General features: G+C 63.7%; 13 protein-coding genes. 8 read left to right on the plus strand and 5 right to left on the minus strand.

Features of this window, described 5'->3' with window-relative positions:
• Positions 1-82 precede the first annotated feature (82 nt).
• Positions 83-1,561: an amidase family protein gene (locus AC07SU_RS19450; protein WP_494997932.1), complete on the plus strand. Its 1,479-nt coding sequence runs from the start codon at positions 83-85 to the stop codon at positions 1,559-1,561.
• Here the strand turns inward: AC07SU_RS19450 and AC07SU_RS19455 are convergent.
• The 3 genes from AC07SU_RS19455 to AC07SU_RS19465 all read right to left on the minus strand — a co-directional run bounded on the left by AC07SU_RS19455 (position 1,551) and on the right by AC07SU_RS19465 (position 5,778).
• On the minus strand, positions 1,551-2,942 hold the full coding sequence (locus AC07SU_RS19455) for a class II fumarate hydratase (RefSeq protein WP_494997933.1): 1,392 nt from the start codon (positions 2,940-2,942) through the stop codon (positions 1,551-1,553). The genes AC07SU_RS19450 and AC07SU_RS19455 overlap by 11 nt on opposite strands.
• A gap of 12 nt (positions 2,943-2,954) precedes the next feature.
• Entirely contained in the window at positions 2,955-4,259 is a 1,305-nt protein-coding gene (locus AC07SU_RS19460) for a cation:dicarboxylate symporter family transporter (protein WP_494997934.1), read from the minus strand.
• A 163-nt stretch (positions 4,260-4,422) separates the two neighbouring features.
• Complete coding sequence (locus AC07SU_RS19465; protein WP_494997935.1) at positions 4,423-5,778, minus strand: class-II fumarase/aspartase family protein; 1,356 nt, start codon at positions 5,776-5,778, stop codon at positions 4,423-4,425.
• Positions 5,779-5,891: 113 nt separating this feature from the next.
• On the opposite strand from AC07SU_RS19465, the gene AC07SU_RS19470 reads away from it, so the two are divergent.
• Positions 5,892-6,623 carry a GntR family transcriptional regulator gene (locus AC07SU_RS19470; protein WP_494997959.1) on the plus strand — a complete coding sequence of 244 codons (732 nt, stop codon included), beginning with the start codon at positions 5,892-5,894 and terminating at the stop codon, positions 6,621-6,623.
• Here AC07SU_RS19470 and AC07SU_RS19475 read toward each other — a convergent pair.
• Entirely contained in the window at positions 6,620-8,260 is a 1,641-nt protein-coding gene (locus AC07SU_RS19475; protein WP_494997936.1) for a methyl-accepting chemotaxis protein, read from the minus strand. The genes AC07SU_RS19470 and AC07SU_RS19475 overlap by 4 nt on opposite strands.
• Positions 8,261-8,493: 233 nt before the next feature.
• Here AC07SU_RS19475 and fmdA point away from each other — a divergent pair, with 233 nt between their 5' ends.
• The 6 genes from fmdA to AC07SU_RS19505 all read left to right on the plus strand — a co-directional run bounded on the left by fmdA (position 8,494) and on the right by AC07SU_RS19505 (position 14,113).
• Positions 8,494-9,723: a formamidase gene (gene fmdA, locus AC07SU_RS19480; RefSeq protein ID WP_494997937.1), complete on the plus strand. Its 1,230-nt coding sequence runs from the start codon at positions 8,494-8,496 to the stop codon at positions 9,721-9,723.
• A 2-nt stretch (positions 9,724-9,725) separates the two neighbouring features.
• Positions 9,726-10,073, plus strand: coding sequence for an FmdB family zinc ribbon protein (locus AC07SU_RS19485; protein WP_176996521.1), 348 nt, complete (start codon positions 9,726-9,728; stop codon positions 10,071-10,073).
• Positions 10,074-10,088: 15 nt separating this feature from the next.
• The gene (locus AC07SU_RS19490; RefSeq protein ID WP_494997938.1) at positions 10,089-11,132 is read left to right on the plus strand and encodes an aliphatic amidase; all 1,044 of its coding nucleotides are present in this window, start codon (positions 10,089-10,091) and stop codon (positions 11,130-11,132) included.
• Between the two features lie 3 nt (positions 11,133-11,135).
• Positions 11,136-12,092, plus strand: a complete 957-nt coding sequence (locus tag AC07SU_RS19495) for an AAA family ATPase (protein WP_494997939.1) — start codon at positions 11,136-11,138, stop codon at positions 12,090-12,092.
• 67 nt (positions 12,093-12,159) lie between these two features.
• Complete coding sequence (locus AC07SU_RS19500; protein WP_176996518.1) at positions 12,160-12,732, plus strand: DUF2239 family protein; 573 nt, start codon at positions 12,160-12,162, stop codon at positions 12,730-12,732.
• A 25-nt stretch (positions 12,733-12,757) separates the two neighbouring features.
• Positions 12,758-14,113: an MATE family efflux transporter gene (locus AC07SU_RS19505; RefSeq protein ID WP_178919774.1), complete on the plus strand. Its 1,356-nt coding sequence runs from the start codon at positions 12,758-12,760 to the stop codon at positions 14,111-14,113.
• Here the strand turns inward: AC07SU_RS19505 and AC07SU_RS19510 are convergent, their stop codons facing one another.
• On the minus strand, positions 14,114-14,575 hold the full coding sequence (locus tag AC07SU_RS19510; protein ID WP_494997940.1) for a nuclear transport factor 2 family protein: 462 nt from the start codon (positions 14,573-14,575) through the stop codon (positions 14,114-14,116).

Here is a 14,575-nt window from a genome sequence, read left to right on the forward strand (position 1 = left end):
ATACCGTATCGGCGTCTATGGAATATCCGGGCGGGCTCAGGTGTTTACCGGTAGACCTGAACAACCACCGAGCCCGCCGCCCATGAGCACCGACACCCCTTACCGCAGCGCCACCGAGCTGCTCGCCGACATCGCGGCCGGCCGCCAAAGCAGTCGCGCCTTGCTCGACAGCTACCTGGCGCGCCTGGAGATGCTCAACCCGGCGCTCAACAGTGTGGTCACCCTGGACCTCGCGCAGGCGCGCCTCAAGGCCGACCTGGCTGACACGGCAGTGCGCAATGGCCTGCCGCTGGGGCCTCTGCACGGTTTGCCGATTACTATCAAGGACACCTTTGAAGTGCTCGGTATGCCGTGCACCGCAGGTGCCGCCGCGTTGCGCGAGCATCGGCCGGCGCAGTCGGCGGTGGCGGTCAAGCGCCTGGAAGATGCCGGTGCCATTGTGTTCGGCAAGACCAACGTGCCGACCATGGCCGGGGATATCCAGACTTACAACAGCCTGTTCGGCACCACCCACAACCCCTGGAACCTGGCGCTGACACCCGGCGGTTCTTCAGGGGGCGCTGCGGTTGCGTTGGCGGCGGGCTTCACCGCGTTGGAACTGGGCAGCGACATTGGCGGCTCGATCCGCATCCCGTCGCACTTTACCGGCGTGTATGGGCACAAACCCACCCACGGCATCGTGTCCCAGCGCGGGCATATCCCCGGAGCACCGGGTGACCTGGCAGAGGGGGCGTTGAACGTGGTCGGGCCCTTGGCGCGCAGTGCCGCCGACCTGCAGTTGATGTTGGACGTGATCGCCGCCGCACCACCGGCCGGGCAACCCGGTTGGCAGTTACAGCTGCCAGCGCCGCGCCCTACGTCTCTGAAGACCTTTCGTGTGTTGCTGTGGACCGACGATGTCGATTGCCCCCTCGACCCGGGCATGACCGAGGCCTACCGCCAATTGCGCCTGAGCCTGGAAGCGGCGGGTGTGGAGGTGGTGCAGGGCGCGCCCAAAGGGGCGTCGCTGGAGCGCTTGTTTGCCGCCTACCTGTTGCAACTGGGCGCTGAGCTGGGTGTGTCGTTGCCAGCGTCCAAGCGGTGTTTCATGGGGTTGGTGGCTCCGATGTTGCGGGCACTGGGCCGGGTGATGGACACGCCGCAGCATGCCGACAAGTTCTACCAGGGCAGCGCCATGGGCCATGCCGATTGGCTCAAGGCCCATGAGGCGGGCTTGCGCCTGCGTGAAGCTTTCCTCAAGACCTTCGATGACGTCGACGTGATCCTGGCGCCGCCCACCTTCACCACGGCGTTTGCCCATGACCACTCCAGGGTCATCAGCCTGCGCACCCTGCAGGTTGACGGCCAGAAGCGTCACTACGCCGACCTGTACAAGTGGATTGCGCCGGCCACCCTGATGGGCCTGCCGGCCACCAGCGCGCCCATTGGCCTGACACGCCAGGGGTTGCCGGTAGGCGTGCAGATCATCGGTGCGCCGTTTGCCGATCGCACCACGATCAAGTTTGCCGAATACCTTGCGGAGGTGGTCGGTGGGTTCCAGGTGCCGGGGGCTATGGGGTAGGGCGGATCATGGCGGCCGGCTGCACGCGTTGCGCGTATTCCTCGGCGGTCATGAAGCCCAGTTGCACCGCCGCTTCCTTGGGCGACAAGCCTTCGTCTGCGGCCTTGCGGGTGATCTGCGCCACCCGGTCATAACCCAGCACCGGGTTGAGCACGGTGGCCATTAACAGCGAGTGCTCCACGTTGCGCGCCAGTTGCGGGCGGTTGACCTCCAGGCCGTTGAGCAGCTTGTGGGTGAACAGGCTGATGCAGTCGGTGAGCACCTCGATCGAGTGCAGCAGGTTGTGGATCAGCACTGGCTTGGCCACGTTCAATTCGAAGGTGCTGGACGCGCCCGCCAGGGTGATGGTGGTGTGGTTGCCCATCACCTGCATGGCCGCCTGCACCAGCACTTCGGCGATGGTCGGGTTGCGCTTGCCGGGCATGATCGAGGAGGTGAGGCCGTCATCCGGCACGATCAACTCGCCCAGGCCGCAGCGCGGGCCTGAGCCCAGCAGGCGGATGTCGTTGGCTATCTTGGTCAGCGACACCGCCAGCACATTCAACGCGCCGGAGACCTCCACCAACGCATCGTGGGTGCCCATGCCTTCGAATTTGCACGGGTTGGTCTGGAATGCCTCGCCGGTCAACTGGCTGATTTCTTCGCAAAACGCCACATCAAAGCCTACGGGAGTATTAAGCCCCGTGCCCACTGCCGTGCCGCCCTGGGGCAGCAGGCGCAGGCGCGGCATGCAGGCCTCGATGCGCGCGATGCCGTGGTGGATCTGCTGGGCAAAACTGCCGAACGCCTGGCCCTGGCTCATCGGCACCGCGTCCATCAGGTGGGTGCGGCCGATTTTCAGCACGTCCTGCCAGGCGTCGGCCTTGGCGTTCAGCTCGTTGCGCAGGTGACCGAGCGCAGGCAGCAGCCGACCGCGCAACTCCAGCACGGTGGTCAGGTGCATCACCGTGGGGAAGCTGTCGTTGGACGACTGCGAACGGTTCACGTGGTCGTTGGGGTGCACCGGCGACTTGCTCCCCAACTCGCCGCCGAGCCGCAGGTTGGCGCCGTTGGCGATCACCTCGTTGGCATTCATGTTGGTCTGGGTACCGGAGCCGGTCTGCCAGATCGACAGCGGAAAGTGCGCGTCAAAGTGACCGTTGGCCAGGTCCTGGGCGGCCAACTCAATCGCCTCGGCCAGGGCGGGCGCGAGTGCGCCGAGCCGTGCATTGGCGCGGGCGCAGGCGCGTTTTTGCTGGCCAAAGGCGCGGATCAGGCTGGCCGGGAACGGCTGCTTGGCGCCGAACACCTCCAGTGCGCGCTGGGTCTGTGCACCCCAGTAGCGCTCGGCCGGGATGGACACCGGGCCAAACGCATCGTGTTCGATTCGCAGAGTGGGCATCGTGCTGCTCCGTCAAAGTGCCGCGCCAGCCGCTCGGCCGAGCACGCGTTGATATTCATCCTGGGCGGTCTGCTGGGAGAACTCGCCGGACCATTTGGACACCACCACGGTGGCCACGCTGTTGCCGATGGTGTTGCAGGTGGCAATCGCCATCGACATGAAGCGGTACACGCCAAACAGCAGGGCCAGGCCTTCGGCCGGCAGCACGCCGATGGCCGTGACGGTGGCGGCAAACACCACGAAACTGCCGCCCGACACCGCCGCCGCGCCTTTGGACGTCACCAGCATGATCGCGATGATGCCCAGCTGTTGCTCCCAGCTCAGGGGCACGCCGTAGGCGTTGGCGATGAACAGCACGCACAGCGACATGTAGATCGAGGTGCCATCGAGGTTGAACGCGTAGCCGGTGGGCAGCACCAGGCCGACGCTCTGCTTGGAGCAGCCGAACTTCTCGAGTTTTTGCAGCAGGCGGGGCAAGGCGCTTTCCGACGAGGCGGTGCCGAGCACGATGAAGATTTCATCCTTGATGTAGGTGAGGAAGCGCCACAGGCTGAAGCCGCTCAAGCGGCACACCGCACCCAGCACCACAAAGATGAAGAAGGCAATGCCCACGTAGAACATCAGCACCAGGTTGGCCAGGGACATCAGTACGGCAGTGCCGTTGCTGCCCACCGCGTAAGCCACCGAGCCGAAGGCGCCCAGGGGCGCGAACTTCATGATCAGGTTGATGAATTCGAAGAAGCATTCGGAGATGCGGTTCAAGCCGTCTTCGATGACTTCACGGCGCTCGGGTTTCAGGGCCAGCAGGGCAAAGCCGAACAGCACCGAGATCACCAGCACTTGCAGGAGTTGGCCACCGGCAAAGGCACCGACGAAGTTGTCGGGGAAGATGCCGTAGATGAAGTCCATGGTCGACGCCGGCGCATGGCCCTTGGCAACGGCGGCACTCGCCGCGGCAGCGGCAGCGCTGCTCGGGTGGGCGTCGTGCATGCCGGAGCCGATCTGCAGCAGGTTGCCCCACAGCAGGCCGATGGCCAGGGCGATGGTCGACACCACTTCGAAGTAGATCAGTGCGCGCAGGCCGACTTTGCCGACGCGCTTGATATCACCGGCCGAGGCGATGCCGTGGACCACGGTGAAAAACACCAGCGGCGCGACGGCGGTCTTGATCAGCTTGAGGAAGATATCGCCGAGGATCTTGAAACTGGCGGCCAGCTCGGGGGCGAGAAAGCCGAAGGCAATGCCGAGGAACATGGCGGCGACGACCTGGAAGGTCAGGTCCTTGTAGAGCGGTTTTTTGGCGGGGATGGATGACATGTCTGTGATCTCGTTGTTGTTATGGTTCGGTGTAGCGCCGTAGATCTAATGTGGGAGCGGGCTTGCCCGCGATAGCGGTCTGTCAGCTAATGCATCCGGTGACTGACACACCGCAATCGCGGGCAAGCCCGCTCCCACATTTGGATTTGCATTGAGTGTTGGATCAGCGCGGGACTGCACCCTCGCGCGCCAGCGCGATATCCACCATCTGCGGCGCCAGCCCCAGGTAGTTGGCCGGGTCGGTCAGGCGTTGCAGTTCGGCCACGTCCAGTTGCGCCGTGGCTTCGCCCTGGGCGAGCAGGGCGTCGAGCAGGCTGGTGCCCTGGTCGTTGGCCATGCGGCAGGCGGCATAGACCACGTCGTGGGCCACCTGACGGCCGAGGGCCGGGGCGAGGCCCATCATCACGGCTTCGGCGACGATCAAGCCCTGGGTCATGTCGAGGTTCTTGCGCATGCGCTCGGGGCGCACTTCCAGGCCTGCGAGCATGAAGGTCGCCTGGCCCAGGGACGCGGCGCTGAGGGCGAAGGCTTCGGGGATGGCGATCCACTCCGCCTGCCACGGGCCGGTGGAACGCTCGAAGTCCTGGATCATTGCGTCGAGCATCAGCCCTGCGTGTTGGCGCACGCCCTTGGCGGCGGCGTACATCAGCTCGCAGGAAATCGGGTTGCGCTTCTGCGGCATGGTGCTGCTGGCGCCACGGCCCTTGACGAAGGGCTCGTACACCTCGCCCAGCTCGCTGGTCATCATCATCATGATGTCCAGGGCGATCTTGCCCAGAGAACCGGTGACCAGGCCGAGGAAGTTCAGGGTTTCGGCCAGGCCGTCGCGGGCCACGTGCCAGGTGGCTTGCGGCACGCCCAGGCCGAGTTCGGCCATCAAGGCTTGCTGTACCTCCAGGCCCTTGTCGCCCAGGGAGGCGAGGGTGCCAGCGGCGCCGGCGAACTGGCCGATTTCCACCCGTGGGCGCAGTTCCAACAGGCGTTCGGCGTGGCGGTCGAACATGCTCAGCCACACCGCGCACTTGTAGCCGAAAGTGATCGGCAGCGCGTGCTGCAAGTGGGTACGGCCCGCCATGGGCGTGTCGCGATAACGCTCGGCCAAGCCGGCGAGCAGGCCGCGTACCGCCTGGATATCACGCTCGACAATCGCCAGGGCCGCGCGCACCTGCAGGACCACGGCGGTGTCCATGATGTCCTGGGTGGTGGCGCCCCAGTGCACATAGCGGCCGGCTTCGCCGCAGATCTTCGACAGTTGCTCCACCAGCGGCAGGATCGGGTAACCGACGATCTCGGTCTCGTGCTGCATCAGCGCCAGGTCCAGGGCTTCGTAGCGTGACAGCGCGGTGATCTGCTCGGCCGCCTCGCTCGGGATCACGCCGCAACGGGCTTCGGCGCGGGCCAGGGCCACTTCCACTTCGATGTAGCGCTCGATCAGCGCTTTGTCGGAGAACACGCCACGCATTTCGGCGGTGCCGAACATGTCGCGGAACAGGGCGGAATCAAAAACGGTACTCGACATGGCGAAGTCCTATTTGTTATTTTTAAAACATACATAATTAATATGTCCGTACATTATGATTACGCCTGTGCTGATACACTGTCAACACGACAACGAGGGTAAAAATGGAAAGCGTGAGCCAGAGGCGTTATGCGGCGGTGGCCAAGGACTTGATCGACAGGATTGGCAGCGGCCATTACCCGGTGGGGTCGTTGTTGCCGACGGAGTTCGAGCTGTGTTCGCTGTACGCGGTGAGCCGGCACACGGTGCGCGCGGCCATCGACCAGTTGCAGGGGCAGGGCATGGTCTCGCGGCGCAAGCGCGTGGGCACGCGGGTCGAGGCGTCGTCACCCAAGGGCGGTTATTCCCAGGCGATGGCGTCGGTGGCCGACCTGGTGCAAGTGGCCGAAACCCACATTCGTGATATCCAGGGCGTGCGTGAATTCGTCGCCGATATCGCTCTGGCCCGGCGCCTGGGGCTTGAGCCGGGTGGGCACTACTTCTGCGTGTCGAGCATCAAGGTGGATGCCGGCGACGGCAATGCGCCGTTGTGCTGGACCGACGTGTACGCCGAACAGACCTTCGCCGAGGTGATCCCCGAAGCGCGCAAACACCCCGATGAGTTGATCGCGGCGTTGATCGGCAAGGCGTTTGCGCGGCACATCGATGTGGTCGACCAGCAGGTGCGGCCGGTGCAGCTGAGTAGCGAACTGGCCGCCAGTCTGAAGGCCCAGGGCGGTGCACTGGGGCTGAACATCATCCGCCAGTACCGGGATGACGCCGGTGAGGTGATTGCCGTGTCGGAAACGGTCTACCCGGCAGACCGTTTCACCCTGACCATGCAGATGAGGCGCGACAAGCTCTAGGCCACGTTGAAGAACGCCACCTTGGTGCTCAAGCGGTCCGCCAGCTCGGCCAATTCCTGATTGGAGCTTTCCACCACTTCGGAACCGGCCGCCGATTGCACGGTGGAGCTGTGGATGCGCGTGACGTTCTGCGCCACCTCTTCGGCAGCGGCGCTTTGCTGCACCGAGGCGCTGGCGATCTGCGCGTTCATCGCGTTGATCGCGCCGACTTCCTGGCTGATCTTGCCCAGTGCCACCTGAGAGTCGCGGGTCTGCGCCACGGTGACCTGGGCCAGGTTGCGGCTGCGCTGCATGATGTCGGCGGCGTCCTGGGTGCCGCTTTGCAGCTTGCCGATCATGTCGCGGATTTCCTGGGTGGATTCCTGGGTGCGCGTGGCCAGGGAGCGCACTTCATCGGCCACCACCGCAAAACCACGCCCGTGCTCACCGGCCCGCGCCGCTTCGATCGCCGCGTTGAGCGCCAGCAGGTTGGTCTGGGCGGCGATGGCGTTGATCACCTCGATCACGGTTTCGATGTTTTCGCTGTCGCTGGACACCTGGTTGACCCGCGTGGTTGCTTGCTCAAGGATCGTCGCCAACTCTTCGATGGCCACGGTCACTTCGCCCACCAGGCGGTGGCCGCTGTCCACTTCTGCGTCGGCCAGGATGGTGGCCTTCGACGCCGCCGAGGCGTAGCCCGAGACCTCGCTGACCGAGGCAGCCATCTGCGTGATGGCGGCGGCCACATGCTGGGCTTCGCTGGTCTGCAGGGTGATCTGCTGGCGGTTGTCGCTGGCCACCGACAACAGGGTCACCGAGGAATGGCGCAGGGCCTGGGCGGCGGCGCGCACTTCGGTGATGGTGTCGCCCAGGCGCGCCAGGGCGTTTTTCAGGATGCCCATGACGCTGTCGGGGTAGCGGGTTTCGATGGGCTGGTTCAATTCGCCCTGGGCCAGGCGGCGGATCGCTTCGGCCACTTCCTCCGGCTCGGCACCGAGGGTGGCCTTGATGTTGCGGATGATCAGCAGCGACACCAGCACGCTCAGGATGATTGCGATCGCGCTGGCCAGCACCATCAGCACGGCAAAGTTGCTGGCGGCCGATTGCACCGTGTCCAGGCGTTGCTTGATCTGGGCTTCTTCGAAGTCGATCAGCGCATTCACGCGCTTGAGCCACTCGGTGTAATGCGCCGATGCCTGGGCCAGCAGCAGGTCCTGGGCGCCGGCGATGTCGTTGCCGCGACGCAGGGCAATCACCCGTTCGCTGGAGGCCAGGGCCTGGGTTTCGATGGCCTTGATATCGGCCAGCAGGCGCGCCTCTTCGGCGCTGGGGGCGGCGCTGGCGAACAGGCGGTCGAGCATCACGGCGGAATCCTGATAGTCGCGCTTGAGTTGGTCGATCTCGGCCAGGTGCCGGTTGAGCGCTGGCTCATCCTTGACCAGCACCGCGTCACGAATGGCGATGGCGCGGTTGTGCACGCTGCCCCGGAAGTTGATCGCGTAGCGCTGCACCACGGCGGCTTTTTCACCGACCTCCTTGAGGGTGCCGTCGATAAACCCCACTCGCTGGATACCGACCGCAGTGATCAGCACCAGCAACGACAGGGTGGACGCAAAGCCCAGTCCGATACGCATTGCCAACGAGACAGGTTTTTTCATGAAAGGCTCGATATTCAAGGAGTTAGAGGTGATGGCTAAAAGCTATCTGTCTCGCGAAATCTAATCACCCCTCGGCGTCGCGTCCAATCACTAATTGCTGACCCTGACATTGAGCGAATTGATGGAATAAAACCGCACGCTTGGGTTTTATACGTCATCCAACGTATTCCCCGTTTTCCCTGGCCCCTTGAGACTGGATTGCACGCACCCGCCATCCGTCCAGGAGCCTGTCCATGACCGAAACGCTGATCAAAGTCGACCTCAACCAGCCTGTCACCGAAAACGAGCAGATCCACAACCGCTGGCACCCGGATATTCCGATGGCCTGCTGGGTCAAGCCGGGCGATGACTTCATCCTTGAAACCTACGACTGGACCGCCGGCGCCATCAAGAACAACGACGACGCCAGCGACGTGCGCGACGTGGATTTGTCCACCGTGCACTACCTGTCGGGCCCCGTAGGCGTGCACGGTGCCGAGCCGGGTGATTTGCTCGTGGTGGACCTGCTCGACATCGGCGCCAAGGCCGATTCCCAGTGGGGGTTCAACGGTTTCTTCTCACGCCAGAACGGCGGCGGCTTTCTCACCGATCACTTCCCCAGCGCCCAAAAAGCCATCTGGGATTTCAAGGGCATGTTCACCAGCTCCCGGCACATTCCGGGGGTGAATTTTGCCGGGCTGATCCACCCCGGCTTGATCGGCTGCCTGCCCGACCCGGTCATGCTCGCCGACTGGAACCGCCGTGAGCAGGAACTGATCGACACCAACCCCACCCGCGTTCCGCCGCTGGCCAACGCGCCGCTGGCGGCCACGGCGCACATGGGCAAGATGCAGGGCCAGGCACGCGACGATGCGGCTGCCACCGGCGCGCGTACCGTGCCGCCCCGTGAGCACGGTGGTAACTGCGACATCAAGGATTTGTCCCGGGGTTCGAAGATCTTTTTCCCGGTCTACGTTAAGGGTGCCGGGCTGTCGGTGGGTGACTTGCACTTCAGCCAGGGCGACGGCGAAATCACTTTTTGCGGCGCCATCGAGATGGCCGGCTGGGTGCACATGAAAGTCGAGCTGATCAAGGATGGCATGGCCAAGTACGGGATCAAGAACCCGGTGTTCAAGCCGAGCCCGATCACCCCGAACTACAAGAACTACCTGATCTTCGAAGGCATCTCGGTGGACGAACAGGGCCAGCAGCACTACCTGGACGTCAACGTTGCCTACCGCCAGGCGTGCCTGAACGCGATCAACTACCTGACCAAGTTCGGCTACTCGCCGGCCCAGGGCTATGCGCTGCTCGGCTCGGCGCCGGTACAAGGGCATATCAGCGGCGTAGTGGACATCCCGAATGCCTGCGCGACCTTGTGGTTGCCCACGGAAATCTTCGAGTTCGACATCAACCCCAACGCCAACGGGCCGACCAAGTTTCTCGATGGCAGCATCGACCTGCCCATCGCCCCGGACCTGTAGCCATGCCGACCTACGAATACGCCTGTGCGGCGTGCGGCACCTTCACGATGTTGCGGCCCATCGCCCAGCGCAACGAACCGAGCCAGTGCCCCTATTGCGACGGGCCGGGCGGGCAACTGCTGATTTGCGCGCCCGCGTTGCAAACGCTGTCGGGCAACCAGCGCAAGGCCATCGAGGGCAACGAACGCAGCCGCCATGCGCCGCAAACCGTCGGCGAGTACCAGGAAAGCCGCAAGCACCCGGCCGGTTGCAGCTGCTGTGGGACGAGCAAAAAGGTGCTGCCGAGTAAGGCCAACCCCTTGGGGCTCAAGACCAAAACCGGCCCACGGCCGTGGATGATCAGCCACTAGAACAGGAGCGTTGTTATGCGTCATGGCGACATTTCCAGCAGCCCGGACACCGTGGGTGTCGCGGTGGTGAACTACAAGATGCCGCGCCTGCACAGCAAGGCCGAGGTCATCGACAACGCGAAGAAGATTGCCGAGATCATTGTCGGCATGAAGCAGGGCCTGCCCGGCATGGACCTGGTGGTGTTCCCCGAGTACAGCACCATGGGGATCATGTACGACAATGATGAAATGATGGCCACCGCCGCAAGCATTCCCGGCGAAGAGACCGCGATTTTCTCGGCGGCCTGTCGCCAGGCGAACACCTGGGGCGTGTTTTCCCTGACCGGTGAGCGCCACGAAGAGCACCCGCACAAGGCGCCGTACAACACGCTGGTGCTGATCAACCACCTCGGCGAAATCGTGCAGCGCTATCGCAAGTGCATTCCCTGGTGCCCCATCGAAGGTTGGTACCCGGGCGATCGTACCTACGTGTGCGACGGGCCCAAAGGCATGAAGATCAGCCTGATCATTTGCGACGACGGCAACTACCCGGAGATCTGGCGCGATTGCGCGATGAAGGGCGCTGAGTTGATCGTGCGTTGCCAGGGCTATATGTACCCGGCCAAGGAGCAGCAGGTGCAGATGTCCAAGAGCATGGCCTGGGCCAACAACTGCTATGTGGCGGTGGCGAATGCGGCGGGGTTCGACGGGGTGTATTCGTACTTCGGCCACTCGGCGATCATCGGTTTTGACGGGCGCACCCTGGGCGAATGCGGCGAGGAGGAGATGGGCATCCAGTATGCGCAACTGTCGGTGTCGCAGATCCGCGATGCGCGGGCCAATGACCAGTCGCAGAACCACCTGTTCAAGTTGCTGCACCGGGGCTACACCGGCATGCACGCCTCGGGCGATGGCGACAAGGGCGTGGCGGACTGCCCGTTCGAGTTCTACCGCACCTGGGTGCTGGATGCGCAGAAGGCTCAGGAGAATGTCGAGAAAATCACCCGCAGCACCGTCGGTGTCGCCGAATGCCCGGTGGGCCAACTGCCCCATGGCGGTAAAGAGTGGACGGCGGAGTAGGGCATGCGCTTTACGTTTGAGCCGGCCCGGGTGATGACGCTGTTGCGCAGCCGCATTGTCGGCCAGGACGCGGCGCTGGCGCAGGTGGAGGGCCTGCTCAACGTGGTCAAGGCCGATATCGGTGAGCGTGACCGGCCCTTGAGCGTCAACCTGTTCATGGGGCCGACCGGTGTGGGCAAGACCGAGATCGTGCGCCTGTTGGCCCAGGCGCTGCACGGCCGTGCCGATGGTTTTTGCCGTATCGACATGCACACCCTCGCCCAGGAGCATTACGCCGCCGCGCTCACGGGCGCGCCTCCGGGGTATGTGGGGAGCAAAGAGGGCATCAGCCTGTTCAACAGCGAATTGATCCAGGGCACCTACAGTTGCCCGGGCATTGTGTTGTTCGACGAGTTGGAAAAGGCCAGTCACGAGGTGGTGCGCAGCCTGCTGGGCATCCTGGAAAACGGCCAGCTGACCCTGGCCGGTGGCACGCGCACCCTGGACTTTCGCAATTGCCTGATCTTCATGACCAGCAACATCGGCGCACAACAGGCGCGCCGCCATCGCCAACGGTTCGCCCACGGCTGGCGCCGCTTGCTGCGGGTATTTGCCCGGGACGAGGCGGCGGTGCTGGAAGACGCGTTGCACGGTCACTTCGAGCCGGAGTTTCTCAACCGCATCGACCGCATCCTGATGTTCGAACCCATCGACGGCCAGTGGCTGGAGGCGTTGCTGGAAGTGGAACTGGGCAAGCTCAACGGGCGCCTGGCGGCACACCAGCGTTGGCTGGAAGTGGATGAGCCCGCGCGGGCATGGTTGTGCCGCCAGCACGATGCGCGTTTTGGCGCCAGGGCCTTGGGCCGGCGACTGCGGGTGGAGTTGCAGCCCGCCATCGCCGAATGCGTGCTGCACGATCCTGGTGTGCAAGGCATGCGGGCGACCGTGCGGGATGAGCAGTTGCACGTTTCGCGTCAATAGGCTTGCGCGTTGTAAAATTTTGGCTAATATAACCCGGGTAAAACAAATAACACCCGGGTAATAATCCATGCCTACGCAAAACCTTTCGCTCTGCACCGCCTTTGTCCATCACCAGCGCGTGGCGGCGGGCACCTATGCCGACGTTGCCCATAGCCTTGCCCAATCCGCCTTGGCGCCTGGCAGCTTCCTGGTGTTCGATGACGCCACCGGCAGCCAGGTGGATTACCCCTGGCCAGCGGGGTATGCACCTGCGCAACCGGCATCGGCCGAGGCGGATGACGAGCCTCCGGCAGCGCCATCGGTGGGTCGCCCGAAACTGGGGGTGGTGGCGCGGGAAGTCACCCTGCTGCCGCGCCATTGGGAATGGCTGGGCCAGCAACGTGGTGGCGCGTCGGCGGCGTTGCGTCGCTTGGTAGATGACGCTCGCACCGCCAGTGCTTCCCGTGATCAGATACGCCAGGCCAAGGAAGCCAGCTATCGTTTCATGAGCGCCATCGGCGGTGACTTGCCAGGCTTCGAGGAGGCTTCCCGCGCATTGTTTGCCCACGACGCCGCAGACTTTTCCCACAAGATCGCGCAGTGGCCGGTGGACGTGCAGACGTACCTGGCGTGGCTGTCGCGCAATGCTTTTCCCGTCTAACAATAATTCACGGACCTGAATCTTCATGGAAGTCACCCAGCAAAGGCCGTTGTGGCAGATCTACCTGATCTTTCTGGCACCGATGGTGCTGTCCAACTTCCTGCAAAGTTTTTCCGGCACGCTCAACGGCATTTACGTCGGGCAAATGCTCGGTACCCAGGCACTGGCGGCGGTGTCGGGGATGTTTCCCATCGTGTTTTTCTTTATCGCCCTGGTGATCGGCCTGGGGGCGGGCGCGTCGGTGCTGATTGGCCAGGCGTGGGGCGCCCAGGAAACCGCGATGGTCAAGGTCATCACCGGCGCCACCCTGACCCTGGGCGCGCTGGTGGGGCTGATTGCGGCGGTGCTCGGCAGCCTGTTTGCGCGTCCGGCCTTGCAGGCCTTGGGCACGCCGGTCGATGTGCTGGACGATGCGGTCGGCTATGCGCAGATGATGATGCTGATCATGCCGCTGCTGCTGGTCTTCATCCTCTACACCCAGTTGTTGCGCGGCGTTAGCGACACGATTTCGCCGTTGCTGGCGTTGATGGTGTCCACGCTGGCCGGCCTGCTGCTGACCCCGGCGCTGATTCGCGGCTGGATCGGCCTGCCACCCATGGGCATCCAGAGTGCGGTGTACGCGGGGCTGGTGGGGAACGCGTTGGCAATGCTGTTTTTGATCCTGCGCCTGCGCCATAAGAACCACGTAATGGCGCCGGACCGCGAATTGCTCGCCGCCTTGCGCCTGGACCGGGTGATCCTCGGCAAGGTCCTGCGCATCGGCTTGCCCACCGGCTTGCAGATGGTGGTGCTGTCGCTGTCGGAATTGGTCATCCTCGCGCTGGTCAACGGGCACGGTTCCCAGGCCACGGCGGCCTATGGCGCGGTGACGCAGATCGTCAACTACGTGCAGTTCCCGGCGCTGTCGATTGCCATCACCGCATCGATCCTCGGCGCCCAGGCCATCGGTGCCGGGCGCCTGGAGCGTATCGGGCCGATCCTGCGCACGGGGCTGATGATCAACACCTGCCTGACCGGCGGCCTGATCGTGCTCGGTTACCTGCTGTCGCACTGGTTGCTGGGCCTGTTCATCACCGACGACACGGCGCGCAGCAACGCTGAGCACCTGTTGCACATCATGCTGTGGAGCATCCTGGTATTCGGCTTCCAGGCGGTGGTCGGCGGGATCATGCGCGCCAGTGGCGTAGTGCTGATGCCGGTGGCCATCTCGATCTTTTGCGTGCTGTGCGTCGAGTTGCCGATGGCGTACCTGTTCAACGCGCACTTTGGCCTGGAAGGGGTGTGGATGGCGTTTCCGGTGACCTACCTGGCGATGCTGGTGTTGCAGACCGCGTATTACCGGCTGGTGTGGCGGCACAAGCAGATCAAGCGGTTGGTGTGATTATTTGAAATGGGTATCGGCGACCGGCAGGATGCTTGCGACATGCCAGCCGTCCTTGCCTTTCAATAACGTCTGGCTGATCAGGAAAGTGTCCACCTGCGCGGGCTCGCCTGGATGGCCTCGGGTAAAGGCGACCGGCACCATCAGTTGGGCAACTTCGTCGTTCACCGTCACTACACTGAAGTGGCTCATGTCCGGCTGTAGTTGCCAGGTGCCCTTGTAGTATTCCTTGAGTTTGCTGACGACGGCATCCGGCCCCCAGCTGGCTTCACCACGGGCAAACCAGAGCATTTTCGGTGAATCCCACAGCATGGCCTTGATCTGCTTGAGGTCATGGGCATTCTGAGCCTCGACAAATCGAGTAAAGAACGCTCGGGTTTCGTCCTCTTGCGGGGTCGCGAATGCGCAGGTGAGGGTGAAGAGTGAAAACAGGGCGCCGAAGGCCAGTGCACAGCGTTTCAT

The sequence above is a fragment of the Pseudomonas sp. GW821-FHT05H12 genome (assembly GCF_059419385.1).